Here is a 25244-nt window from a genome sequence, read left to right on the forward strand (position 1 = left end):
CCCCCACGGGGGTGACCGGTGATCGACCTCTCGCTCGCCGAGATCACCGCCGCCGTCTCCGGCCGTCCGCACGACATACCGGACCTCGGCGCCCGGGTCACCGGCTCCGTCGAGATCGACTCGCGGAAGGCGGGCCCCGGCGGCCTGTTCGCCGCGTTCGCCGGTGAGAACGTGGACGGCCACGACTACGCACGGCAGGCCGTCGAGCGGGGGGCGGTCGCCGTTCTCGCCGCCCGGCCCGTCGGAGTCCCGGCGATCGTCGTCGACGACGTCACGGCCGCGCTCGGCGCGCTGGCCCGCGAGGTCGTCCGGCGCCTGGGCACCACCGTCGTCGCGCTGACCGGCTCGGCCGGCAAGACCAGCACCAAGGACCTGCTCGCCCAGCTCCTGCAGCGGATCGGCCCGACGGTCTGGCCGCCCGGCTCCCTCAACAACGAGATCGGGCTGCCGCTGACCGCCCTGCGCGCCGAGGCGACGACCCGTCACCTCGTCCTGGAGATGGGCGCCCGCGGCAAGGGGCACATCCGGTACCTCGCGGAGCTCACCCCGCCGCGGATCGGCGTCGTGCTCAACGTCGGAACCGCGCACGTCGGCGAGTTCGGCGGCAAGGAGCAGATCGCCGAGGCGAAGGGCGAGCTGCCCGAGGCGCTGCCGCCGGCCGCGGAGGGCGGCCTGGCCGTCCTCAACGCCGACGACCCGCTGGTACGGGCCATGGCGGGCCGTACCCGGGCCCGTACCGTCCTGTTCGGCGAGTCCGCGGACGCCGGCGTCCGCGCCGAGGACGTCCGCCTCACGGACACCGGGCAGCCGGCCTTCACACTTCGCACCCCCACCGGGTGCAGCGCCGTGACCCTGCGGCTGTACGGTGAGCACCACGTGTCGAACGCGCTCGCCGCGGCCGCCGTCGCCCATGAGTTGGGCATGCCTGCCGACGAGATCGCCACCGCGCTCTCCGAGGCCGGCCAGCTCTCCCGCTGGCGCATGGAGGTCACCGAGCGCCCGGACGGCGTGACGGTCGTCAACGACGCCTACAACGCGAACCCCGACTCCGTGCGGGCGGCGCTCCGTGCGCTCGTCGCCATGGGCAAGGGGCGTCGTACGTGGGCCGTGCTCGGCGAGATGGCCGAGCTCGGCGAGGAGTCACTCGCCGAGCACGACGCGGTCGGGCGGCTGGCCGTCCGACTCAACGTCAGCAAGCTTGTGGCGGTCGGGGGCCGGGAGGCCGCCTGGCTCGACATGGGTGCCAAGAACGAGGGTTCGTGGGGTGAGGAGTCGGTGCACGTGTCCGACGCACGGGCGGCGGTCGACCTTATGCGCAGAGAACTGCGCCCGGGCGACGTCGTGCTGGTGAAGGCGTCCCGTTCGGTGGGGCTGGAGCGGGTGGCGCAGGAGCTGCTCGCCGACGGCGGCGCGGCCGCGGGCGAGGGTGAGGTCGCCGGCCGATGAGGCAGATCCTCTTCTCCGGAGTCATCGGGCTCTTCCTGACCCTGGTCGGCACTCCGCTGCTGATCAAACTGCTGGCCCGCAAGGGCTACGGGCAGTACATCCGGGACGACGGCCCGCGCGGGCACCACGGCAAGCGCGGCACCCCCACCATGGGTGGTATCGCCTTCATCCTGGCCACGCTCATCGCGTACGCCCTCACCAAGGTGATCACCGCCACGAACCCCACCTTCTCGGGTCTCCTGGTGCTCTTCCTGATGGCGGGCATGGGCCTGGTCGGCTTCCTGGACGACTACATCAAGATCGTCAAGCAGCGGAGCCTCGGTCTGCGCGCCAAGGCGAAGATGGCCGGCCAGCTGATCGTCGGCATCGCCTTCGCGGTCCTGTCGCTCAACTTCGCGGACGGCCGGGGCCAGACACCGGCCTCCGACAAGCTCTCCTTCACGCAGGACTTCGGCTGGTCGCTCGGCCCGGTCATCTTCGTGATCTGGGCGCTGTTCATGATCCTCGCGATGTCGAACGGCGTGAACCTGACCGACGGCCTCGACGGCCTGGCCACCGGCGCCTCCGTGATGGTCTTCGGCGCCTACACCTTCATCGGTGTCTGGCAGCACCAGGAGTCCTGCGCCTACGCCGAGCGGCTGACCAACCCCGCCGCCTGCTTCGAGGTCCGCGACCCGCTGGACCTGGCCGTGGTGGCCTCCGCCCTGATGGGCGCCTGCTTCGGCTTCCTGTGGTGGAACACCTCGCCCGCCAAGATCTTCATGGGCGACACCGGTTCGCTGGCCCTCGGCGGCGCGCTCGCCGGCCTGGCGATCGTCTCCCGCACGGAGCTCCTGCTCGCCCTGCTCGGCGGCCTCTTCGTCCTGATCACGATGTCCGTCGTGATCCAGGTCGGCTCCTTCCGCCTCACCGGGAAGCGGGTCTTCCGGATGGCGCCGCTCCAGCACCACTTCGAGCTCAAGGGCTGGAGCGAAGTGCTGGTCGTGGTCAGATTCTGGATCATCCAGGGCATGTGCGTGATCGTCGGTCTCGGTCTCTTCTACGCGGGCTGGGCGGCGGGCAAGTGAACTGGACCGGCACCCGTGTCACCGTCGCCGGACTCGGTGTCTCCGGGGTCCCCGCAGCGCGCGTGCTGCGGGGCCTCGGCGCCCGGGTCACCGTGGTCAACGACGGCGACGACGAACGGTCGCGGCAGCAGGCCGCCGAACTGGAGGCGCTGGGCGTCACGGTCCGCCTGGGCGACGGCGCCACCCTCCCGGAGTCCACCGAACTCGTCGTCACCGCCCCCGGGTGGCAGCCGGACAAGCCGCTCTTCCGGGCCGCGGCCGAGGCCGGCGTCCCGGTCTGGGGCGATGTGGAGCTGGCCTGGCGCCTGCGCGGCCCGGACGCCGCGCCCTGGCTCGCCGTCACCGGCACCAACGGCAAGACCACCACGGTCCGGATGCTCGCCGCCATCCTGGAGGCCGCCGGGCTGCGCACCGCCGCCGTCGGCAACATCGGTGTCTCCGTCCTGGACGCCGTCCTCGCCGAGCAGCGGGAGGACGCCGAGCCGTACGACGTGCTGGCCGTCGAACTCTCCAGCTACCAGCTGCACTGGGCGCCCAGCCTGCGCGCGCACTCCGCCACCGTCCTCAACCTGGCGCCCGACCATCTCGACTGGCACGGCTCGATGGAGGCGTACGCCGCCGACAAGGGCCGGGTCTACCGGGGCAACACGGTCGCCTGCGTCTACAACGCGGCCGACAAGGCCACCGAGGAACTGGTCCGCGCCGCCGACGTGGAGGAGGGCTGCCGCGCCATCGGCTTCACCCTCGGCCCCCCGGCGCCCTCCCAGCTCGGCGTCGTCGACGGCATCCTCGTCGACCGCGCGTTCGTGGCGGACCGTCAGAAGCAGGCCCAGGAGCTGGCCGAGGTCTCCGACGTCAACCCGCCGGTCCCGCACAACATCGCCAACGCCCTCGCCGCCGCGGCCCTGGCCCGCGCCTACGGCGTCGAGCCGCGCGCCGTACGGGACGGCCTGCGGGCGTTCCGGCCCGAGCCGCACCGCATCGCGCGGGTTGCGGAGATCGGCGGCGTCACGTACATCGACGACTCCAAGGCGACCAACACCCATGCCGCCGAGGCCTCCCTGACCGCCTACGACCCCGTCGTCTGGATCGCCGGCGGCCTCGCCAAGGGCGCCACGTTCGACGAGCTGGTGGCGGCGGCCTCCGGACGGCTGCGCGGGGCCGTCCTGATGGGCGCCGACCGGGCCCTCATCCGCGAAGCCCTGACGCGACACGCCCCGGATGTCCCGGTCGCCGAGCTCGACCGGACCGACACTGGGGCGATGGCGGCGGCGGTCCGGGAAGCGGCGGCGCTCGCCCGGCCGGGAGACACCGTTCTGCTGGCCCCCGCCTGCGCCTCGATGGACATGTTCGTCAACTACGGCAAGCGCGGCGAGGCCTTCGCCGAGGCCGTACGCGAGCTCGGGGCCGGGCATGGGGGACAGGGACGCTGACCGGGCCGCCCCCCGTGCCCGACCGGCCGCCCGGCACCCGGCAGCCCGACTGGAGGGGACATGACGGCCGAGCGGCCCCGCATCCCGACACGTGAGCGCGCCCCGGCACGTCCCCGCCCGGCGCGGTCCGGCGGGGCGGGCCGGAGCCGCACCGCCCCGGCCCGCCCCGGACGCCGCCCGTCCGGCCGCTCCGGCCCGGCGCACCGGCTGCGGCACCTCAGGAACCGTCTGCGGCGCGCCTGGGACCGCCCGCTGACGGCCTATTACCTGATCCTGGGCAGCGGGATGCTGCTGACCGTGCTGGGCCTGGTGATGGTCTTCTCCGCCTCCCAGATCCAGGCGCTCCGCTCCGACCTGCCCTCCACCTACTTCTTCGGCAAGCAGTTGCTGGCCGCGGGGATCGGCGCGGGCCTGCTCCTGCTGGCCTCCCGGATGCCGGTCCGCCTCCACCGCGCCCTGGCGTACCCGCTGCTCGCCGTCTGCCTGGTGCTGCTGGTGCTGGTCCAGATCCCCGGTGTCGGGCACGCGGTGAAGGGCAATCAGAACTGGATCCAGCTCGGCGGCCCGTTCCAGCTCCAGCCCAGCGAGTTCGGGAAGCTCGCGCTCGTCCTCTGGGGCGCCGACCTGCTGGCACGCAAGCGGGAGAAGAAGCTGCTGGCCCAGTGGAAGCACCTGCTGGTGCCGCTGGTTCCGGTCGCCTTCCTGGTGCTCGGACTGATCATGCTCGGCGGCGACATGGGCACGGCCATCATCCTGACCGCGATCCTCTTCGGCCTGCTCTGGCTGGCCGGTGCCCCCACCCGGCTGTTCGCCGGGGTGCTCGCCGTCGCCGGGCTCATCGGCGCGCTGTTCATCGGGACCAGCCCCAACCGGATGGCCCGCCTGGAGTGCATCGGTGCCACCGACCCCGGCCCGCAGGACCAGTGCTGGCAGGCCGTCCACGGGATATACGCTCTGGCCAACGGCAACTGGTTCGGTGCCGGCCTCGGCGCAAGCGTGGAGAAATGGGGCGAACTGCCAGAACCACACACCGACTTCATCTTCGCCGTGACAGGGGAGGAACTCGGCCTGGCGGGGACGCTGTCGGTGCTCGCCCTCTACGCGGCTCTAGGCTATGCGGGTATCCGCGTGGCCGGACGCACGGAGGACCCCTTCGTCAGGTACGCCGCGGGAGGTGTGACCACCTGGATCACGGCCCAGGCCGTGGTCAACATCGGTGCGGTGCTCGGCCTGCTGCCGATCGCCGGAGTCCCGCTCCCGCTGGTCTCCTACGGGGGGTCGGCCCTGCTGCCGACCCTGTTCGCCGTCGGGCTGATGATCGCGTTCGCGCGCAGTGAGCCCGCCGCCCGGGCGGCCCTGGCCATGCGGCAGCCTCGTCTGAGGCAGTTTTACCCGGGAAAGCGGCTGGCCCGGGCGGGAAGGAACACGATGAGACGGCGCGCGGAGCGGCCGCCGTCCGGAGAGCGGTGAATTTCGGTGCATGTCGTACTCGCCGGTGGGGGGACCGCCGGCCACATCGAGCCCGCGCTCGCCCTCGCGGATGCCCTGCGGAGGCACGACCCGGCCGTGGGGATCACGGCCCTGGGAACGGAGCGCGGACTCGAGACCCGGCTCGTACCCGAGCGGGGCTACGAACTGGGGCTGATCCCGGCCGTACCACTGCCGCGCAAGCCCACACCGGAACTGATCACCGTTCCCGGCCGGCTGCGCGGCACCATCAAGGCCGCGGAGCAGATCCTGGAGCGCACCAAGGCCGACTGTGTGGTCGGGTTCGGCGGCTATGTGGCGTTGCCCGGCTATCTCGCGGCCAAGCGGCTGGGGGTGCCGATCATCGTCCACGAGGCCAACGCGCGCCCCGGCCTCGCCAACAAGATCGGCTCGCGGTACGCCGCGGCCGTCGCGGTGAGCACCCCGGACAGCAAGCTGCGCGGCGCCCGTTACGTGGGCATTCCGCTGCGCCGCTCCATCGCCACCCTGGACCGGGCGGCGGCCCGTCCGGAGGCCCGGGCCGCGTTCGGCCTGGACCAGAATCTGCCCACCCTGCTGGTGTCCGGCGGATCGCAGGGCGCGCGGCGGCTGAACGAGGTCGTGCAGACGGTGGCTCCGGCGCTCCAGCGCGCGGGCGTCCAGATCCTGCACGCGGTCGGCCCCAAGAACGAACTGCCGCGGGTCGACAACATGCCGGGCATGCCGCCGTACATCCCCGTCTCGTACGTGGACCGGATGGACCTGGCCTACGCGGCGGCCGACATGATGCTCTGCCGCGCGGGCGCGATGACGGTCGCCGAGCTGTCGGCGGTCGGACTGCCCGCCGCCTATGTGCCGCTGCCCATCGGCAACGGTGAACAGCGGCTCAACGCCCAGCCGGTGGTCAAGGCGGGCGGCGGACTCCTGGTGGACGACGCCGAACTGACGCCCGAGTGGGTACAGCAGCAGGTGGTGCCGGTGCTCACCGACGCCTACCGGCTGCACGAGATGTCGCGCGCGGCCGCCGACTTCGGCCGCCGGGACGCCGACGAACTGCTGGTCGGCATGGTCTACGAGGCGATCGCGGCACGCCGGGCCGGCTGACGGCCCCGGAGGACGGCGCGCGGAACGCGGGAAGGCAGGGGAGTGTGGCCGGACAGACGACCGCCCGGCGCGGCGGGAACGGGCTGTCGCCGTCCGGCCCGTCCCCGGAACCGGCCGGGCGGGAGCGTCCGCGCCGGTGGCGCCCGCGGGGAGACCGGCTCGTCTTCTGGGCCCTGGGCCTGGCCCTGTCCGCGGCCGGCGTCTTCTGGTTCCTGTACGGCTCGCCGTGGGTGAGGGTGGAGCGGGTGACGGTGGACGGGACCGGGGTACTGACTCCGGAGCAGGTCCGCCGGGCGGCCGCCGTTCCGCGCGGCGCCCCTCTGGTTTCCGTCGACACCGACGCGGTCGCCGCCCGGCTGCGGAAAAAACTCCCGCGCATCGACTCCGTCGAGGTCGTACGCTCATGGCCGCACGAGGTCGGTCTGAAGGTGACGGAGCGAAAGCCCGCGGTGCTTATCGAAAAGGGCGGAAAGTTCATCGAAGTGGACGGTGAGGGTGTGCTTTTCGCCACGGTGAGCCAACCGCCCAAGGGCGTACCGCTGCTGGAAATGGACGCCGCCCGGTCACCGAGTCTGCGCCGTTTCGGAGCGGAACGGCTGCGGAGGGAGGCAGCCGGTGTCGCGGCCGGGCTGCCTGCCCCGATTCACCGGGAGACCCGTGCCCTGGTGGTCCGTTCCTACGACTCCGTCACCCTGGAACTGACGGGCGGCCGGACCGTGGTCTGGGGTTCGCCCGAGCGCTCGGAACAGAAGGCCGGGACGCTTCTCGCTTTGCTGAAAAGCGCGCGGGGAGCCGACCACTTCGATGTGAGCTCTCCCAGCGCCCCGGCGGTCTCCGGGAGTTGACCCCGGCTCATCCGGCCCGCACCCTGGTGCCCCACCACGACGCGCGATCACATAGGGTGAAAAGAAAAGCGGCAGGTTCGGCGTGTTCGTTGAACGCGCGGCACTTGTCGACTTAGTGTCTCGTTCGAAGGCTCCAAGGGGCAGACACACTGGTAACCCTAAACTTCACGGTTAGGGTTCGGGTCGGCACTTCGAACCGGCCCTCAGGCATACGTAACTCGAGGCGAGAGGCCTTCGACGTGGCAGCACCGCAGAACTACCTCGCAGTCATCAAGGTCGTCGGCATCGGCGGCGGTGGCGTCAACGCCATCAACCGGATGATCGAGGTCGGTCTCAAGGGCGTCGAGTTCATCGCGATCAACACGGACGCACAGGCCCTGCTGATGAGCGACGCGGACGTCAAACTCGACGTCGGCCGTGAGCTCACCCGGGGCCTCGGCGCCGGCGCCAACCCCGATGTCGGCCGCAAGGCGGCCGAGGACCACCGCGAGGAGATCGAGGAGGTCCTCAAGGGGGCCGACATGGTCTTCGTCACCGCGGGCGAGGGCGGCGGCACGGGCACCGGCGGCGCCCCCGTGGTCGCCGGCATCGCCCGCTCCCTGGGCGCGCTGACCATCGGCGTGGTCACCCGTCCCTTCACTTTCGAGGGCCGGCGCCGCGCGAACCAGGCCGAGGACGGCATCGCCGGCCTGCGCGACGAGGTCGACACCCTCATCGTGATCCCCAACGACCGGCTGCTGTCGATCTCCGACCGCCAGGTCAGCGTGCTCGACGCCTTCAAGTCGGCGGACCAGGTCCTGCTGTCGGGTGTCCAGGGCATCACCGACCTCATCACCACCCCGGGGCTCATCAACCTCGACTTCGCGGATGTGAAGTCCGTGATGTCCGAGGCGGGATCGGCGCTCATGGGCATCGGCTCGGCGCGCGGCGACGACCGCGCCGTGGCCGCCGCCGAGATGGCGATCTCCTCACCGCTGCTGGAGGCGTCCATCGACGGCGCCCGCGGGGTGCTGCTCTCCATCTCGGGCGGCTCCGACCTCGGTCTGTTCGAGATCAACGAGGCCGCGCAGCTGGTCAGCGAAGCCGCCCACCCGGAGGCCAACATCATCTTCGGCGCGGTCATCGACGACGCCCTCGGCGACGAGGTCCGGGTCACCGTGATCGCGGCCGGTTTCGACGGCGGCCAGCCGCCCTCGAAGAGCCAGAGCCGGGACAAGGTACTCGGCTCCTACGGCGGCCGCGAGGAGACGCCCGCGCCCGCCCCGGTGGAGAGCCGCCCGTCCTTCGGCGGACTCGGCAGCGTCACCCCCTCCCGTGAGGAGGAGCCCGAGCCGGCCGAGACGGCCCCGGTCGCCGACGTCCCCGCACCGCCGGCCGCGCCCCCGCAGGTGCCCCCGGCCCGTCCGTACTCGGACAGCCAGGCCGAGGAGCTCGACGTGCCGGACTTCCTCAAGTAGCCGTGGCCCGCACGTGATAGGGGAACAGTACGAGACGGGCGGCGCCCGCTTCGCCTTCACCGACCGGTGGGGCGGGGTGAGCGCCGCTCCGTATGCCGAGCTCAATCTCGGCGGCGCGGTCGGTGACGACCCCGCGGCCGTCCGCAAGAACCGCGGGCTCGCCGCGGAGTCGCTGGGCCTCGCCCCGGAGCGGGTGGTCTGGATGAACCAGGTGCACGGCCGGGACGTGGCCGTGGTCGACGGTCCCTGGGAGGGAACCGCGGGTGACGCCGTCGACGCGGTGGTGACGGCCCGCCGGGGGCTCGCCCTCGCGGTGCTCACCGCGGACTGCGTTCCGGTCCTGCTGGCCGATCCGGTCGCCGGAGTCGCGGGCGCCGCCCACGCGGGCCGTCCCGGACTCGCCGCCGGAGTGGTCCCGGCGCTGGTCGGAGCCATGGTGCGGCTCGGTGCCGAACCCTCCCGGCTCGTCGCGCGCACCGGCCCGGCCATCTGCGGCCGTTGCTACGAGGTCCCGGCGGGGATGCGCGACGAGGTCGCCGCCGTGGTGCCGGGGTCCCGGGCCGTCACGGCCTGGGGCACGCCCGCCCTCGACGTGCCGGCGGGTGTCCGGGAGCAGCTGTCCGGGCTCGGGGTGGAGGGGGCGGTCTCGTCGACCGTCTGCACCCGCGAATCGGCGGACCATTTCTCGTACCGCGGCGAGCGCACCACCGGGCGCCTGGCCTCCTATGTCTGGTTGGACGGATGAGCGTGACCGATCGCAGGGCCGAACTGGCCGCCAACCTGGGGCGGGTGGAGGAGCGCATCGCCTCCGCCTGCGCCGCGGCGGGCCGGAAGCGGGAGGAGGTGACCCTGATCGTGGTCACCAAGACCTACCCGGCCTCGGACGTGCGGCTCCTCGCCGAACTGGGCGTCCGGCACGTCGCGGAGAACCGGGACCAGGATGCCGCGCCGAAGGCGGCGGAATGCGCGGACCTGCCTCTGACGTGGCACTTCGTCGGCCAGTTGCAGAGCAACAAAGTCCGTTCGGTGGTCGGTTATGCCGATGTGGTGCATTCCGTGGACCGCCCCAAACTCGTCAACGCGCTGTCCGCGGCGGCGGTCCGGGCCGGCCGCGAACCGGTCTGCCTGATCCAGGTCGCCCTGGACGCCGGGTCCGGCGAGGCGGCGGGCCGGGGCGGCGCCGCGCCCGGCGCGGTACCGGAGTTGGGGGACGCGATCGCGGCCGCCGACGGTCTGCGGCTCGGCGGCGTGATGACCGTGGCGCCGCTCACCGGCCCTTACGCCGGACGTCAACGGGCCGCCTTCGAGCGGCTGTTGGAAATCTCATCCGGCCTGCGGGCGCGTCATCCTGCTGCGAACATGGTCTCAGCGGGTATGAGTACGGATCTCGAGGACGCCATCGGGGCCGGAGCGACACATGTACGCGTCGGTACTGCGGTACTCGGAGTCAGGCCCGGCCTCCGGTAACGTCGCCAAGAAGTCGGACCACAGCAGAAAATATGGTCGGTTCCGCCCCCGGGCGGGCGGACCGAGTGGATCCAGGGCGGCCGGTGACGGAGCCGATCCACCACAGAGCGGAGGACGCAGAACATGGCCGGCGCGATGCGCAAGATGGCGGTCTACCTCGGCCTCGTGGAGGACGATGGGTACGACGGCCGGGGGTTCGACCCCGATGACGAGTTCGAACCCGAGCCGGAGCCCGAGCGGGCGCACCGGCAGCACCAGCCGCACCAGGCGGACCGAATGGAACGGGGCGAACCGGACGAACCGGTAAGAGTCGCCCAACCCCCCGCGCAGCGTGAACCGGTGGCCGTCACGGCCGAAAGCGGGCGTCCCGCCCGTATCGCCCCCGTGGCGTCCATCACACCCGAACGCCAGAGCCTGGAGAAGAACGCACCGGTGATCATGCCCAAGGTCGTCTCCGATCGCGAGCCCTACCGCATCACGACGCTCCACCCCCGGACCTACAACGAGGCCCGTACCATCGGGGAACACTTCCGTGAGGGCACTCCGGTGATCATGAATCTGACGGAGATGGACGACACCGACGCGAAGCGACTTGTCGACTTTGCGGCGGGCCTGGTCTTCGGTCTGCATGGCAGCATTGAGCGAGTGACGCAGAAGGTGTTCCTGCTGTCGCCTGCTAACGTCGATGTCACGGCGGAGGACAAAGCCCGTATCGCTGAGGGCGGGTTCTTCAACCAGAGCTGAGACGCAACAACCGGCCGTACGGCCCGAGACGAAGTGCAAGGGGAGAGGGAAGCGCGGGATGGACATCGCACTGCAGGTGATCTACATCGCGCTGATGTGCTTCCTGATTGTGCTGATTTTCCGGTTGGTCATGGATTATGTCTTCCAGTTCGCCCGGTCGTGGCAACCCGGCAAGGCGATGGTGGTGCTCCTGGAAGCGACCTACACTGTGACCGATCCGCCACTCAAGCTTCTGCGGCGGTTCATTCCGCCGCTGCGTCTCGGGGGCGTGGCGCTCGACCTGTCCTTCTTCGTACTGATGATCATCGTCTACATCCTGATCTCCGTCGTGAGGCAGCTGTGAACGATACGGTCTTGCCGATATGCCGACGACTACGTTGAGGTGAAGAGATGCCGTTGACCCCTGAGGACGTTCGGAACAAGCAGTTCACGACCGTCCGCCTCCGAGAGGGCTATGACGAGGACGAGGTCGATGCCTTCCTCGACGAGGTCGAAGCAGAGCTGACCCGGCTGCTGCGCGAGAACGAGGACCTGCGGGCCAAGCTCGCGGCCGCGACGCGCGCCGCCGCGCAGAACCAGCAACAACAGGGCATGCGCAAACCGCCGGAGCAGCAGGAGAGGCCCGGCGGGCCGGTGCCCGCCGCCATATCGGGCCCGCAGCCGGTGCCGCCGCAGCAGCAGATGGGCCCGCCCCAGCTGCCCGGTGGAGCACCTCAGCTGCCCGCAGGTCCCGGTGGCCACGGCCCGCAGGGCGGCCCCGGCATGCACGGCCCCGGCCCGATGCAGGGTGGTCCCGGTCACATGGGCGGTCCGATGGGCGGCCCCGGCGGCCCCGGCCAGCACATGCAGCAGCACCAGGGCCCCGGCGGTCACATGGGCCACGGTCCCGGCCCCGGCGGTCCGGGCGGTGACGGCGGCGCCGCGCGCGTGCTGTCGCTCGCGCAGCAGACCGCGGACCAGGCGATCGCGGAGGCCCGTTCCGAGGCCAACAAGATCGTCGGTGAGGCCCGCAGCCGTGCCGAGGGCCTGGAGCGGGACGCCCGCGCCAAGGCCGACGCCCTGGAGCGGGACGCCCAGGAGAAGCACCGTGTCGCGATGGGCTCCCTGGAGTCCGCGCGCGCCACGCTGGAGCGCAAGGTCGAGGACCTGCGCGGCTTCGAGCGGGAGTACCGCACCCGTCTGAAGTCGTACCTGGAGAGCCAGCTGCGTCAGCTGGAGAACCAGGCCGACGACTCGCTGGCCCCGCCGCGCAGCGGCCCGCCGGCTCCGTCGCTTCCGCCGTCCCCCTCCATGGCCGGTGCCGGCTCGATGGGCGGGCACATGGGCAACCAGTCCATGGGCGGTCCCTCGGGTGGCAACGGCGGTCCGTCCTACGGAGGCCAGCAGCAGATGTCGCCGGCCATGACGCAGCCGATGGCACCGGTGCGGCCGCAGGGCCCGTCGCCGATGCAGCAGGCACCGTCGCCGATGCGCGGCTTCCTCATCGACGAGGACGACAACTGATCGCGGCGCCTTAGGGCGCGCGCCGTCGGCATATCACGGGTCCGGGCCCGGAGGGAATCCCTCCGGGCCCGGACCCGTGCGCGTCCGCGGGTGGCGCCCCCTGGGGCCCGGCGGGGCCCGGCCGGCTTCCGCGCGGCCGGGCCCCGTCCCTGATCCCGGCTCAGGCCTCCGTCTTGCGGAGACGGAAGGTGAGGGCCAGGCCCTCGTCGGTGAAGGACTCGCCGTACGCCTCGTCCGGTCCGGGAGCCGCCCCGGCGAAGTCGGTCGCCAGGACTTCGTCCGCGATCAGTGCCGCGTGCTCGGTGAGCGCCGCCCGGGTCTCCGGCTCCGTGGACTCCCAGCGGAGGGCGATGCGGTCCGCCACGTCGAGGCCGCTGTTCTTGCGTGCCTCCTGGATCAGCCGGATCGCGTCCCGGGCCAGGCCCGCGCGGCGCAGCTCCGGGGTGATCTCCAGATCCAGGGCCACGGTGGCGCCCGCGTCGGAGGCGACCGACCAGCCCTCGCGCGGGGTCTCCGTGACGACGACCTCCTCCGGGGCGAGCGTGACCGTCTCGCCGTCCACCTCGACCGACGCGGTGCCCTCGCGCAGGGCGCGGGAGAGCGCCGCGGCGTCCGCCCGGGCGATCGCCTTGGCCACCGCCTGGACGCCCTTGCCGAACCGCTTGCCCAGGGCCCGGAAGTTGGCCTTCGCCGTGGTGTCGACGAGGGAGCCGCCGACGGCCGAGAGGGAGTCCAGGGAGCTGACGTTCAGCTCCTCGGTGATCTGGGCCCGCAGCTCCGGCGAGAGGGCGTCGAAGCCCGCGGCGGCGACCAGTGCGCGCGACAGCGGCTGCCGGGTCTTGACCCCCGACTCGGCGCGGGTCGCCCGGCCCAGCTCGACCAGCCGCCGGACCAGCAGCATCTGCTCCGAGAGCCCCCGGTCGACGAGCGCGGCCTCCGGCTCCGGCCAGGTGGACAGGTGCACCGAGTCCGGGGCGTCCGGGGTGACCGGGACGACCAGGTCCTGCCAAACCCGCTCGGTGATGAACGGGACCAGCGGGGCCATCAGCCGGGTCACGGTCTCGACGACCTCGTGGAGGGTGCGCAGCGCCGCGGCGTCGCCCTGCCAGAAGCGGCGGCGGGAGCGGCGGACGTACCAGTTCGAGAGGTCGTCGACGAAGGCCGAGACCAGCTTTCCGGCGCGCTGGGTGTCGTAGCCCTCCAGTGCCTCGGTGACCTCGGTGACCAGGGTGTTGAGCTCGCTCAGCAGCCAGCGGTCGAGGACCGGGCGGTCCGCCGGGGCCGGGTCCGCGGCGCTCGGCGCCCAGCCCGAGGTACGGGCGTAGAGGGCCTGGAAGGCGACCGTGTTCCAGTAGGTGAGGAGCGTCTTGCGGACGACCTCCTGGATGGTGCCGTGGCCCACGCGGCGCGCGGCCCAGGGCGAGCCGCCGGCGGCCATGAACCAGCGCACGGCGTCGGCGCCGTGCCGGTCCATGAGCGGGATCGGCTGGAGGATGTTGCCCAGGTGCTTGGACATCTTCCGGCCGTCCTCGGCGAGGATGTGGCCGAGGCAGACCACGTTCTCGTAGGAGGACTTGTCGAAGACCAGGGTGCCGACGGCCATGAGCGTGTAGAACCAGCCGCGGGTCTGGTCGATGGCCTCCGAGATGAACTGCGCCGGGTAGCGCTTCTCGAAGATCTCCTTGTTCTTGTACGGGTAGCCCCACTGCGCGAAGGGCATCGAGCCGGAGTCGTACCAGGCGTCGATGACCTCCGGGACGCGGGTGGCCTCCAGGGAGCAGCCCTCGGCGGTGCAGGGGAAGACGACCTCGTCGATGTACGGGCGGTGCGGGTCGAGCCCGGACTGGTCGGTGCCGGTGAGCTCGGTGAGTTCGGCCAGCGAGCCGACGCAGGTGAGGTGGTTCTCCGCGCAGCGCCAGATCGGCAGCGGGGTGCCCCAGTAGCGGTTGCGGGAGAGCGCCCAGTCGATGTTGTTGTTCAGCCAGTCGCCGAAGCGGCCGTACTTGACCGAATCCGGGTACCAGTTGGTGCGGTCGTTCTCGCGGAGCAGGGCGTCCTTGACCTGGGTGGTGCGGATGTACCAGGACGGCTGCGCGTAGTAGAGCAGCGCGGTGTGGCAGCGCCAGCAGTGCGGGTAGCTGTGCTCGTAGGGCAGGTGGCGGAAGAGGAGACCGCGGCTGTCGAGGTCGGCGACCAGGTCCTCGTCCGCCTTCTTGAAGAACTGGCCGCCGACGAGCGGCAGTTCCTCCTCGAAGGTGCCGTCGGGGCGCACGGGGTTGACGACCGGCAGCCCGTAGGAGCGGCAGACCTTGAGGTCGTCCTCACCGAACGCGGGGGACTGGTGGACCAGGCCTGTGCCGTCTTCCGTCGTGACGTACTCGGCGTTGACGACGAAGTGCGGCGCGGGCTCACCCGCGTCCGGCGCGGGGAACTCCAGCAGGGCGAACGGGCGCTCGTACGCCCAGCGCTCCATCTCGGCGCCGGTGAAGGACTGCCCGGTGGTCTCCCAGCCCTCGCCGAGCGCCTTCTCCAGCAGCGGTTCGGCGACGACGAGCTTCTCACTGCCGTCCGTGGCGACGACGTAGCGCACGCCCGGGTGGGCGGCGACGGCCGTGTTGGACACCAGGGTCCACGGAGTCGTCGTCCAGACCAGCAGGGCCGCCTCACCGGCGAGCGGGCCGGAGGTCAGCGGGAAGCGGACGTAGACCGAGGGGTCGACGACGGTCTCGTACCCCTGGGCGAGTTCGTGGTCGGAGAGGCCGGTGCCGCAGCGCGGGCACCAGGGGGCGACCCGGTGGTCCTGCACCAGCAGGCCCTTGGCGAAGATCTCCTTCAGCGACCACCACACGCTCTGGATGTACTCCGGGTCCATGGTGCGGTAGGCCTCGTCGAGATCGACCCAGTAGCCCATGCGCGTGGTGAGTTCGGCGAAGGCGTCGGTGTGACGGGTCACCGACTCGCGGCACTTCGTGTTGAACTCCGCGATGCCGTACGCCTCGATGTCCTTCTTGCCGTTGAACCCGAGTTCCTTCTCGACCGCCAGCTCGACCGGCAGCCCGTGGCAGTCCCAGCCGGCCTTGCGGGCGACGTGGTAGCCGCGCATGGTGCGGAAGCGGGGGAAGACGTCCTTGAAGACCCGGGCCTCGATGTGGTGGGCGCCGGGCATGCCGTTCGCGGTCGGCGGGCCCTCGTAGAAGACCCACTCGGGACGCCCCCGGGACTGCTCCAGGGAGCGGGCGAAGACCTTGTTCTCGCGCCAGAAGTCGAGCACGGCGTGCTCCAGCGCGGGCAGGTCGACCTGCGCGGGGACCTGGCGGTACTGCGGCTGTGGACTCATCGGGGTCTGCCTCCGGCGGACACATGCGGGTGGTGATCGTGCTGTCCGTCGGAGGGACGAGAGCCTGTCGCTCCCGCGGTACCACCCTCCTTGACCGGGGAGCCGCCGGCCGGCGCTCCTCGGCCCCCTCATTGGGGTGCGCTGCCGGTTCTACTCGCCCCCGCGGTACGCGGGGGTTTTCCTCCGGCGGCTCCGGGGTGATCTTCGCACCGCGCACACCCCCGGGCTCGCACCGTCCCCGGGTCGCTCATGGCTGCGTACGGAACTACTCGTCCCCATCCACGCCTCACGCTGGGCCCAGTGTACGGGCCCGGGCGGGCGGCGGCCGACCGGATTTCCGGGGGCGGGCCCGGCCCCGCCGGCCCACCCGAATGGCCATACGCGGGCTCCCGGGTTCGCGGCCCCCGGTTGGAGGCGCTCCCGGGTCGCCGCCGCGGCGGATTACCCGCCGGGGAGCGGGGCACAACGGATGCAGGCCCGCTCCCGGCCGGTACCGGCGGAGGCGGGCCGGGGTGGTGGGAGATCCGGATGGTCGGCGTGCCCCGTTGCCGCGACCCCCGAGTCGACTTATCGTCCGAGCACGATTAACGACAAGATCACAATATGGTGAGGGGGCCGCTGCGATGGTGGCGAAGAAGCCCGTCGTCGAGACGGCGGAGCCGGCCGGTACGGCGGCCCCGGACAACAGCGCCGGTACGGCCGGCGCGGCGGCCGTGGTGAGCGGGACGGCCGCCGCGGAGACGGCCGTACGGCGGCCGGCCGCGCACACGGCGGCCGCGCCGGAGCGGACCGCGAAGGCGGCACCGGCCGCCGGGAAGCCCGCAGAGAAGACGGGAGCCAAGACGGTGGTTGCGAAGAAGACCCCGGCCGGCACGGCCGCGGCCGTGCCCGGGGAACTGGCGGTACGGCCCGGTGAGGACCCCTGGACCCCCGAAGAGGTCGACGAGGCGCGGAACGGGCTGCGGAGCGAGGCCGAACGGCTGCGCACCGAGATCGTCTCCTCCCAGGAGGCGATCGCCGGACTGATGCGGGACTCCGGCGACGGCGCGGGCGACGACCAGGCGGACACCGGCACCAAGAACATCACCCGCGAGCACGAGCTGGCGCTGAACGCCAACGCCCGGGAGATGCTCGACCAGACCGAACGGGCGCTGGAACGGCTCGACGCCGGCACGTACGGGCGCTGCGAGTCCTGCGGCAACCCCATCGGCAAGGCCCGGATGCAGGCCTTCCCGCGGGCCACGCTCTGCGTGGAGTGCAAGCAGCGGCAGGAGCGGCGGTAGCGGGGCCCGGAACAGGCGTTCCCCGGCACGGTCCGGCGCCGCCGGGCCGTGCCGTACCCTCGTCCTCAGCCGGGTGGGGCCCGGTGGCGGACCAGAGGCTGAGGGACTCACGTGGCAGAGGCGGAGCGGATCATCGACACCCCGGATTCCGAGGGGGAGCGGCCGGAGGCCGGGCCCGACGGCGAGCAGGGGGCGGACGCCGGCGACGGCGCGGCCCCCCGGGGCCGGGGCAAACGGCGGATCGCCGTACTGCTCGCCGTCGCCGCGATCGCCTACCTCTTCGACCTGGGCACCAAGATGCTCGTGGTGGCCAAGCTGGAGCACCACCAGGCGATTCCGGTGATCGGGGAGTGGCTGCGGTTCGAGGCCGTGCGCAACCCGGGCGCCGCCTTCGGTATCGGCGAGGCGCTGACCGTGGTCTTCACGGTCATCGCGGCGGCCGTGATCGTCGTCATCGCCCGGATCGCGCGGAAGCTGTACAGCCTGCCCTGGGCGGTCGCGCTGGGGCTGCTGCTCGGCGGCGCCCTCGGCAACCTCACCGACCGGCTCTTCCGCAGCCCCGGCTTCTTCCGGGGCGAGGTCGTGGACTTCATCGCGCCCAAGGGGTTCGCGGTGTTCAACCTCGCCGACACGGCCATCGTGTGCGGTGGCGTCCTCATCGTGCTGCTGTCCTTCCGCGGGCTCGACCCCGACGGCACCGTCCACAAGGACTGACGACCGGGCGCCGTGCCGCGTCGCGCCGGGGCACCGGCCGGGACGGGCGGGGTTCCGCGTCCGGCATACTCGACGGGTGAGCACCCTTCCCGAAATCCGCACGCTGCCCGTACCCGACGGCCTCGAGGGCGAACGCGTCGACGCCGCGATAGCCCGTATGTTCGGCTTCTCCCGCACCAAGGCGGCCGAGCTGGCCGCCGCCGGGAAGGTACTGGTCGACGGCAGCCTCGCCGGGAAGTCCGACCGGGTCACCGGTGGTGCCTGGCTGGAGGTCGAACTGCCGCGGGCCGCGCCGCCGGTGGAGATCGTCGCCGAGCCCGTCGAAGGCATGGAGATCGTCCACGACGACGACGACATCGTGGTGATCGACAAGCCGGTCGGGGTCGCCGCTCATCCCAGCCCCGGCTGGACGGGCACCACCGTGATCGGCGGGCTGGCCGCCGCGGGCTTCCGGATCTCGACCTCCGGCGCCGCCGAGCGCCAGGGCATCGTGCACCGTCTGGACGTCGGCACCTCCGGGCTGATGGTGGTGGCCAAGTCCGAGCGCGCGTACAGCCTGCTGAAGCAGCAGTTCCGGGAGCGCACGGTCGACAAGCGCTACCACACGCTCGTCCAGGGCCACCCCGACCCGCTGAGCGGCACCATCGACGCCCCCATCGGCCGGCACCCGGTCCACGACTACAAGTGGGCCGTGACCGCCGAGGGCAAGCCCAGCGTCACGCACTACGACCTCATCGAGGCCTTCCGCGCCGCCAGCCTGCTCGACGTCAAGCTGGAGACCGGCCGCACCCACCAGATCCGGGTGCACATGGCGGCGCACCGCCACCCCTGCGTCGGCGACCTCACCTACGGTGCCGACCCGACGCTCGCCAAGCGGCTGAAGCTCGGCCGCCAGTGGCTGCACGCGATGCGGCTGGGCTTCGAGCACCCGGCGGACGGCCGGTGGGTGGAGTTCGCGAGCGCCTACCCCGAGGATCTGCAGCGGGCGCTGGACATCGTGCGCTCCGAGAGCGCCTAGGAGCGGGCCGGCCGCGCTCCTCCGGCCGCGCTTCCACGGGCCCGTCCGCACGGGCCCTTCCGCGCGGGCCCGCTCAGGCCGGGCTCAGCGGCGGTGGAGCCGGGGGCCGCGGCCGGAGTGGTTCTTGCCCGCCCGGCCGGCCCTGCCGGACTTCTCCGTCCCCTTCCCCTGCTCCGCCGCCTCCTCCGGCCGGCCGTTCCGCGCGGCGGCGCGGTCGGCCGCGGAGGCGGGCGCCTCCGCCCGGTCCTCCGGTGACTCCGTCCGCTGGGCGGCCACGGTCCCGTCGACGCCCGTCGGCAGCCCGTCACGTTCCCGCTTCCGCGGCGGCGGGAAGACCGCCGGGGCCGTGTTGATGCGCGGCAGGGCGTACGGATGCTCCTCGCGCAGCCAGGTCAGCAGCTTCTCCCGGACCTCGACCCGGGCCGTCCAGAGGGTGTCGCCGTCCTTCGCCGTCACCAGGGCCCGCACCTCCATGGTGCTCGGGGTCGAGTCGGTGACGGTGAGGTTCCAGTTCCGGCCGTCCCAGGCGTCGACCGTCTGCACGATCTCGCCCAGTTTCTCCCGCATCAGCTGGACCGGCGCGGAGTGGTCGAGATGGAAGAAGACGGTGCCGGTCATCTGCGGACTGTTGCGCGACCAGTTCTCGAACGGCTGGCTGGTGAAGTACGAGACGGGCATGGTGAACCGGCGTTCGTCCCAGGTCTTCACGGTCAGGAAGGTGAGGGTGATCTCCTCGACGGTGCCCCACTCGCCGTTCACCACGACCGTGTCACCGATCCGCACCATGTCGCCGAAGGCGATCTGCAGGCCGGCGAAGAGGTTCCCCAGCGTGGACTGGGCGGCGATGCCGGCCACGATGCCCAGCAGACCGGCCGAGGCCAGCAGCGAGGTGCCGACGGTGCGCATCGCGGGGAACGTCAGCAGCATCGCCGCGCCGGCCACCACCGCGACGACCGCGGTCACCACTCGCTGGATGAGCGTGATCTGGGTGCGGACCCGGCGGACCCGGGCCCGTTCGTTGGTGGTCGCGGAGTAGCGGGCGAACGAGGCCTCGACGACGGCCGTGACGACCCGCAGCACCAGCCAGGCGGTGGCGCCGATCAGCACCAGCGTCAGCAGCCGCCCGATGGCCACCGTGTGATTCCGGGCGAGATGCGCCTGGTCGTAGGAGCCGCGCAGCAGCGCCGCGCCCAGCACCAGCTGCAGCGGCACCAGCGCCCGGCTCAGCATGTCCCACAGCGGCGTCTCCGGGTGCCGGGCGTCGCTTCTGCGGAGCGCCACGCGGACGAGCCAGCCGACGGCGAGCGAGATGACCAGCGCACCGCCGAACACGATCAGCGGGCGCAGTACAGCCTCCATCGGCACGGTGTCTCCTCCTCGGGGCGGGATTCCGGCGGCGTCCGGGCCGCGGACATCCGGTCGACCGTAACTGGCACGATGAGAAGACTGCTAACCGTTCTCAGGGAAGTGACACGGGTGCCGGGCTCTCCGACAGTTGTTCTTTTTCACAGTTCTTACGGTCTGCGACCGGCCGTGCACGCCGCGGCGGACCGCATGCGGGCCGCCGGGCACGAGGTCCACGTGCCGGATCTGTACGACGGCCGCACCGCGGGCAGCGTGGAGGAGGGCATGGACCTCAAGGACGAGATCGGCGGCGACGAGCTGCTGAGGCGCGCGGTCGCGGCCGCCGCGCCGCTGTCCGACCGCGGACTGGTCTACGCGGGCTTCTCGCTGGGTGGTTCGCTGGCCCAGAACCTGGCGCTGGCGGACGTGAAGGCTCGCGGGCTGCTGATGCTCCACGGCACCTCGGACCTCGCCGAGGACGCGTCCGCGGACGGGCTGCCCGTCCAGCTCCACGTCGCCGACCCGGACCCGTTCGAGCCGCACGACTGGCTGAACGCCTGGTATCTGCGGATGCGCCGGGCCGGAGCGGAGGTGGAGATCTTCCGCTACCCGGGAGCCGGCCACCTCTACACCGATCCGGACCTCCCGGACCACGATCCGGAGGCGGCGGAGGAGACCTGGTCGGTGGCCCTGTCGTTCCTGGCGGAGCTGTAGCCCGCGGTACGGAGCCCGTTCACGGGCGCGGTGGTGCGGACGCCGCGCGCGGCGGCGTCCGCGTACGCCGTTCGTTTCGCGTCATCCGATGGCTTTTCTGCCCGCCGGTGGTGTCCGCCGTCGTCAGCGCGCCTGCCGCGGGAGCACCGTCCCCGCGGCAGGCGCGCCGCCGGGTCCCGGCCCCGGGCGCCTGCCAGGTCAGGCACTCCCCGCACGGTTACGGGTACCGGTGGGAAAGGCTGAAAATACCTGCACCGAGCGTGCTTTTGTCGATCATTTCCCCTGAAGCCGATCGTGTCCGGTGTTGCGGAAGTTGACCCTTTTACCGCCTGCCGGTCCCCTGGTGTGGCGTGATATTTGCAGACGGTCTGGCGGAGTACGGGCGTGCCTGCTGCACTGGGCAGGTCTACCCGGGGGAGTGGCCGTGCTGCGCATGCTGACGTCCGTGCGACTTGCGGCTTCAGTCGCTTCCGTGGTCATGATCGGATGCTGGGTCAACTTCTATACGGAACAGATTTCGCAGGGTGATTACCTGCATTCATTGCTAGGATTGGGCTGGGATAATTCACTGCTGGTCCTGGGTGTATTTTCCCTGGTTGCCGGTGAAAGTGCTACCCGAAGGTGGGCCATGGTGGAACATGACGAGTTCAGGCAGCGGTACTTAATGCTGCAACAGCGTCAACGCCGCCTGTTGGAAAGTACGTTGGGGCTGGTCTGCGAGCTGATTTCCAAAACTTTTCAGATACCGTGCAACGCGCGCTATTTCGTGGCCGAGCGGGACGGGGAGGGCCGCCATTACATCAGGCAGGACCGCGACCTCGCCGTGCTCAACATCAGCATGCCACGCGAATTCGGTTTCACGCGGATCCATGTGGACACCCCGCACATCGTCAGCGGGCGGGCCTTCCGGGAGCGGGTGCCGCTGTTCCAGGAACTCCCGGTCGCCCACAGCGATCTGTACGATCCCGAGGTCGGCCGCATGATCGAGCCCGCGCAGCGCTGGGTGCTCGCCTGCCCGGTCCTGCGCCTGGACGCCGTCACCAACAGCCATGCCCCGGAGGCGCCACCGCACGGCGTCATCGTCTTCTACGGCACCGAGGTGCCCGAAGGGCCGGACCGCGATGACCGCGTCCGGACGAGCCTGGACTACGCCCAGCGCTTCGCCGAGCAGATGTCGCACATGCTCAACATGCTGGAACTCTCCACGGAATCGGAGCCGGCCGGTGCCCCGGTGGCATGAGGGGTTACCGGCGTCCGTCTGCGTCCGGCTGACCCGGCGGTGCAATGCCGCGTGCTCGTTCTGCCAGGCCCCGCCGACGAGCCGGGCGGAGATCCGGGCCGCGGACCTCGGCCGGATGGCACGGTCCTTCGCACGCCACGGGGTCCGTTCGATGAAACTGTCCGGTGGGGAGCCGACGGTGCGCGAGGACTTGCCCGAGATCGTCGCTCTGATCGCCGCCGCGGGGCTCAAGCCGGTCGTCATCACCAACGGCATCACCCTGTCCGGGGCATTACTCGACGCCTGTGCCGCCGGCGGCGGGGAGTTCAAGTTCAGCGTGCACCGGCCCTCTTCCGACAATGATCTCATCCTGCGGCGGCGCCCCTTCGGCCACGTGCGGAAGAACATGGCCCGCGTCGCCGACCGTGGCGCGGGGCTGTCGGTGAACTCCGTGGTCACCCCGGGAACACTGTCCCTGATGCCGGAACTGGTGGAGTTCAGCCGGGAAGCCGGTGCCGGGAAGGTCAGTTTCATTCCCGTCGTAGCCCGGGGCCGTGCCCGCCGCAAGAACGAGTTCTGTTTCTCCTCCGCCGAACTGGACTCGGTGATCGGACGGGCGGGAGAACTCGCGGCGCTGTACCGGGGGCGCATCGTGGTCCGCTGCATAGATTTCCGCAGCCATGACTACTGGATTGTGGAGAACGACGGTTCCCTGTGGGCCGAGACGGCGAGCGAGGAAGCCGACCGGAAAATCTGCGGACGGGAAGAACTGCTGATGCTGGACGACGTTGCTGTGGAAAGGGGCCTCTGATGGGCGCAGCCGGTCATGACCGCTTCGAAGCGGTCATGCAGAAATGCGTGAGCCTGGGCAGGGAAGCGGCCGCTTCCGGGAATTACGGGCTGGGCGCCATGGTGGTCCGGGAGGGGGCCGTCCTGGGGGAGTCCGCCAGCGGGCTCGTCAAGGGCACGGATCCGACCGCGCATCCGGAGATCGTGGCGATCAGGACGGCCGCGGAACGCGTCGGCTCCCGCTACCTCCCGGGCGCCTACCTGATCACGACGCTGGAGCCCTGTCCCATGTGCACCGCCGCCGCCATCTGGGCGAAGATGGGCGGGATCGTCTACGGGGCCGCTCAGCCGGACGCGCTGCACTGGGCCGCGGAACACCCCGACACGACCTTCACCTGGCGTCAGATCGAGATGCGCGCGCGAGACGTCGTACGGGCCGGTCACCCGCTGATCGAGTTGTACGAAGGGGTGTGCCGCGACGACTGCCTGGCTCTTTTCCCCCTCACGGCTTCCCGTGCCCGGGAGCCGCGGCCGCACGGGCGACGTGCCCCGGCGGGCGGCGGTCGGCCCGCGCCGGTGGCGGGAGCACGGTAGGCCCGGCGGGGCCGGGCCGTGGCCGCGGCGACCGGGGGCCGGGGGCCGGGCGGCTGTTCACGGCCGGGTGCAGCGTCCCCGGGAGCCGCCGTCCGGGGTGGGGAGGCACAGCAGTTCGCGGTCGTCCTCGTCATGGCTGAGGTAGCGGCCCACGCACTCGTTCTCGGTGGTCCGGCCGTGTTCCGCGCAGAAGGCGAGGGCCGCCTCACCGTCGTCGAACGGGCCGGGGGCGTAGACCACCCAGTAGCCGGGCCGCAGCGAGGCGAAGTCGCTGCTGTGCAGCAGGAGAGCCCCCGGGACCTTCTCGCGCAGCTCCGCCAGCTGCCGTCTGGGGGCGGGTTTTCCGGGGACCACCGCCTCGGAGAAGAGCTGGGCGATCCAGGTGCCGGGGCGCGGGCCCGTCGCGGACGGGGAGCTCTCCGGCGGCGTCCGCGGCGGTGTCTCCGGGGACGCGGACGGCCCGGTGCCGCCGCTCGTCGGTGCGGTGGACGGTGACGCGGAGGACGAGGGCGCCGCGGACCCGGTGGCGGAGGCGGTGCCCGTGGACGCGCTCGTGGTGCGCGTGGGGGGAGGGGGGTTGCCGCCGTCGCCGGTCAGGGCCAGATAGACCCCGGTCGCCGCTAGCCCGGCGCCGACGACCGCGGCGGCGGCCATCCCCGCCACCGTGCGGCGGCCCCGCCGGTCCCGGTCCGCCGGAGCGGGTGGCCCGGAGCCGGCCGTGGTCACGGTGGGCGCCGTGTGGAGCGGGCCGGACGGGGGCGGGACGCCGGGCAGGGTGGGGGCCGGCGGCGGGGGCGGCGGAGCCGTGTGCCCCTCCGCCGCGGCGGCCAGCAGCCGGTCGAGCCGCGCCGCGTCCGGCCGGGCGGCGGGGTCCCGTACGAGCAGCTCCGCGAGGACGGGCGCGAGCGGGCCCGCGCGCCGCGGGGGCGGCACGGGCTCGTCGAGCACGGCGGCGAGCGTGGCGACGGCCGTGGCGCGCCGCACCGGGTTGACGCCCTCCACGGCGACGTACAGCAGCATGCCGAGCGACCAGAGGTCCGAGGCCGGGAGGTCGTCGCGGCCCCGGAGGCGCTCGGGGGCGATGTACTCGGGAGAGCCGATCACGTCGCCGACGGCGGTGAGGGTCATGGAGCCCTGCAGGGCGGCGATGCCGAAGTCGGTGAGGACCGCGCCGCCGTCGGGCCGCAGCAGGACGTTGGCCGGTTTGACGTCGCGGTGGTGGATGCCCGCGGCGTGCGCGGCGGACAGGGCGGAGAGCAGTTCGCGGCCGATGCGGGCGGCTTCCCGGGGCGTCAGCGGGCCGCGGGTGTCGAGCCGGTCCTGGAGGGTGCCGCCGGACAGCAGCTCCATGACGAGCCAGGGGTACGGCCCCTCGTCGTCCACGATGTGATGGATCGTCACCACATGGGGGTGGCTGAGCCGGGCCAGCGCCCGGGCCTCCCGCCACACCCGCTCCTGGAGCACGCGGCCGGCGCCCGGTCCCGCGCCGGCCGCCGCCGGATCCGGGGGCCGTACCTCCTTGAGGGCGACCTCCCGCCGCAGAGCCCGGTCGCGCGCCCGCCACACCGCGCCCATACCGCCGCTGCCGAGCCGTTCCAGCAGCTCGAAGCGGCCGTCGATGATGTCCCCGGACTCGCTCAACTCGCCGTCCCCCAGCCGCCGTACCGCTGCCGTCCATGCCAGGTGCAGCAGCAGGGTA

General features: G+C 72.0%; 22 protein-coding genes. 19 read left to right on the plus strand and 3 right to left on the minus strand.

What is annotated here, in order from left to right; all coding sequences use genetic code 11:
• Positions 1 to 18: 18 nt before the first annotated feature.
• From murF to LIX60_RS24710, 12 genes are all read left to right on the plus strand, one after another.
• The gene (gene murF, locus LIX60_RS24655) at positions 19 to 1446 is read left to right on the plus strand and encodes a UDP-N-acetylmuramoyl-tripeptide--D-alanyl-D-alanine ligase (RefSeq protein ID WP_227960677.1); all 1428 of its coding nucleotides are present in this window, start codon (positions 19 to 21) and stop codon (positions 1444 to 1446) included.
• Entirely contained in the window at positions 1443 to 2513 is a 1071-nt protein-coding gene (gene mraY, locus LIX60_RS24660) for a phospho-N-acetylmuramoyl-pentapeptide-transferase (protein ID WP_019709463.1), read from the plus strand. The genes murF and mraY overlap by 4 nt, the downstream gene beginning before the upstream one ends.
• Positions 2495 to 3946 carry a UDP-N-acetylmuramoyl-L-alanine--D-glutamate ligase gene (gene murD / locus LIX60_RS24665; RefSeq protein ID WP_227962909.1) on the plus strand — a complete coding sequence of 484 codons (1452 nt, stop codon included), beginning with the start codon at positions 2495 to 2497 and terminating at the stop codon, positions 3944 to 3946. Before mraY ends, murD begins: the two co-directional genes overlap by 19 nt.
• Before the next feature lie 60 nt (positions 3947 to 4006).
• Positions 4007 to 5416: a putative lipid II flippase FtsW gene (gene ftsW / locus LIX60_RS24670; RefSeq protein WP_227960679.1), complete on the plus strand. Its 1410-nt coding sequence runs from the start codon at positions 4007 to 4009 to the stop codon at positions 5414 to 5416.
• Between the two features lie 6 nt (positions 5417 to 5422).
• Positions 5423 to 6517 (plus strand): undecaprenyldiphospho-muramoylpentapeptide beta-N-acetylglucosaminyltransferase, encoded by a 1095-nt coding sequence (murG, locus tag LIX60_RS24675; protein WP_227960681.1) that lies wholly within the window; start codon positions 5423 to 5425, stop codon positions 6515 to 6517.
• Between the two features lie 44 nt (positions 6518 to 6561).
• Positions 6562 to 7362, plus strand: a complete 801-nt coding sequence (locus tag LIX60_RS24680; protein WP_374117910.1) for a cell division protein FtsQ/DivIB — start codon at positions 6562 to 6564, stop codon at positions 7360 to 7362.
• 239 nt (positions 7363 to 7601) lie between these two features.
• A complete protein-coding gene (gene ftsZ, locus LIX60_RS24685; RefSeq protein WP_227960683.1) occupies positions 7602 to 8819 on the plus strand; it encodes a cell division protein FtsZ in 1218 nt (405 codons plus the stop codon).
• Between the two features lie 13 nt (positions 8820 to 8832).
• Positions 8833 to 9564: a peptidoglycan editing factor PgeF gene (gene pgeF / locus LIX60_RS24690; RefSeq protein ID WP_227960686.1), complete on the plus strand. Its 732-nt coding sequence runs from the start codon at positions 8833 to 8835 to the stop codon at positions 9562 to 9564.
• Between the two features lie 2 nt (positions 9565 to 9566).
• Positions 9567 to 10286: a YggS family pyridoxal phosphate-dependent enzyme gene (locus tag LIX60_RS24695; protein WP_227962911.1), complete on the plus strand. Its 720-nt coding sequence runs from the start codon at positions 9567 to 9569 to the stop codon at positions 10284 to 10286.
• Positions 10287 to 10409: 123 nt separating this feature from the next.
• The gene (locus tag LIX60_RS24700) at positions 10410 to 11030 is read left to right on the plus strand and encodes a cell division protein SepF (RefSeq protein ID WP_043470295.1); all 621 of its coding nucleotides are present in this window, start codon (positions 10410 to 10412) and stop codon (positions 11028 to 11030) included.
• A gap of 58 nt (positions 11031 to 11088) precedes the next feature.
• Complete coding sequence (locus tag LIX60_RS24705; protein WP_019709472.1) at positions 11089 to 11373, plus strand: YggT family protein; 285 nt, start codon at positions 11089 to 11091, stop codon at positions 11371 to 11373.
• A 47-nt stretch (positions 11374 to 11420) separates the two neighbouring features.
• Positions 11421 to 12533 (plus strand): DivIVA domain-containing protein, encoded by a 1113-nt coding sequence (locus LIX60_RS24710; protein WP_227960688.1) that lies wholly within the window; start codon positions 11421 to 11423, stop codon positions 12531 to 12533.
• Between the two features lie 160 nt (positions 12534 to 12693).
• Here the strand turns inward: LIX60_RS24710 and ileS are convergent, their stop codons facing one another.
• Entirely contained in the window at positions 12694 to 15870 is a 3177-nt protein-coding gene (ileS, locus tag LIX60_RS24715; protein WP_227960690.1) for an isoleucine--tRNA ligase, read from the minus strand.
• A gap of 623 nt (positions 15871 to 16493) precedes the next feature.
• Here ileS and LIX60_RS24720 point away from each other — a divergent pair.
• The 3 genes from LIX60_RS24720 to LIX60_RS24730 all read left to right on the plus strand — a co-directional run bounded on the left by LIX60_RS24720 (position 16494) and on the right by LIX60_RS24730 (position 18885).
• Positions 16494 to 17153, plus strand: a complete 660-nt coding sequence (locus LIX60_RS24720; protein ID WP_374117911.1) for a TraR/DksA family transcriptional regulator — start codon at positions 16494 to 16496, stop codon at positions 17151 to 17153.
• A gap of 111 nt (positions 17154 to 17264) precedes the next feature.
• Positions 17265 to 17867, plus strand: coding sequence for a signal peptidase II (gene lspA / locus LIX60_RS24725; RefSeq protein ID WP_227960695.1), 603 nt, complete (start codon positions 17265 to 17267; stop codon positions 17865 to 17867).
• Between the two features lie 76 nt (positions 17868 to 17943).
• Positions 17944 to 18885: an RluA family pseudouridine synthase gene (locus LIX60_RS24730; protein WP_227960699.1), complete on the plus strand. Its 942-nt coding sequence runs from the start codon at positions 17944 to 17946 to the stop codon at positions 18883 to 18885.
• Between the two features lie 84 nt (positions 18886 to 18969).
• Here LIX60_RS24730 and LIX60_RS24735 read toward each other — a convergent pair whose 3' ends face one another.
• Positions 18970 to 20244, minus strand: coding sequence for a mechanosensitive ion channel family protein (locus tag LIX60_RS24735; protein WP_227960701.1), 1275 nt, complete (start codon positions 20242 to 20244; stop codon positions 18970 to 18972).
• Between the two features lie 78 nt (positions 20245 to 20322).
• Between LIX60_RS24735 and LIX60_RS24740 the strand changes: the two genes are divergently transcribed.
• The 4 genes from LIX60_RS24740 (at position 20323) to LIX60_RS24755 (ending at position 23545) form a co-directional block, all read left to right on the plus strand.
• Positions 20323 to 20943: a dienelactone hydrolase family protein gene (locus LIX60_RS24740; RefSeq protein WP_227960703.1), complete on the plus strand. Its 621-nt coding sequence runs from the start codon at positions 20323 to 20325 to the stop codon at positions 20941 to 20943.
• Positions 20944 to 21367: 424 nt separating this feature from the next.
• Positions 21368 to 22183, plus strand: coding sequence for a hypothetical protein (locus LIX60_RS24745; protein WP_227960705.1), 816 nt, complete (start codon positions 21368 to 21370; stop codon positions 22181 to 22183).
• The gene (locus tag LIX60_RS24750; protein ID WP_227960707.1) at positions 22065 to 22973 is read left to right on the plus strand and encodes a radical SAM protein; all 909 of its coding nucleotides are present in this window, start codon (positions 22065 to 22067) and stop codon (positions 22971 to 22973) included. The genes LIX60_RS24745 and LIX60_RS24750 overlap by 119 nt, the downstream gene beginning before the upstream one ends.
• Complete coding sequence (locus LIX60_RS24755) at positions 22973 to 23545, plus strand: nucleoside deaminase (RefSeq protein WP_227960709.1); 573 nt, start codon at positions 22973 to 22975, stop codon at positions 23543 to 23545. Before LIX60_RS24750 ends, LIX60_RS24755 begins: the two co-directional genes overlap by 1 nt.
• A gap of 57 nt (positions 23546 to 23602) precedes the next feature.
• Here the strand turns inward: LIX60_RS24755 and LIX60_RS24760 are convergent, their stop codons facing one another.
• On the minus strand, positions 23603 to 25186 hold the full coding sequence (locus tag LIX60_RS24760; protein ID WP_227962912.1) for a serine/threonine-protein kinase: 1584 nt from the start codon (positions 25184 to 25186) through the stop codon (positions 23603 to 23605).
• Between the last annotated feature and the right edge of the window lie 58 nt (positions 25187 to 25244).

The organism is Streptomyces sp. S07_1.15, assembly GCF_020739505.1.
Taxonomy (GTDB): domain Bacteria; phylum Actinomycetota; class Actinomycetes; order Streptomycetales; family Streptomycetaceae; genus Streptomyces; species Streptomyces xinghaiensis.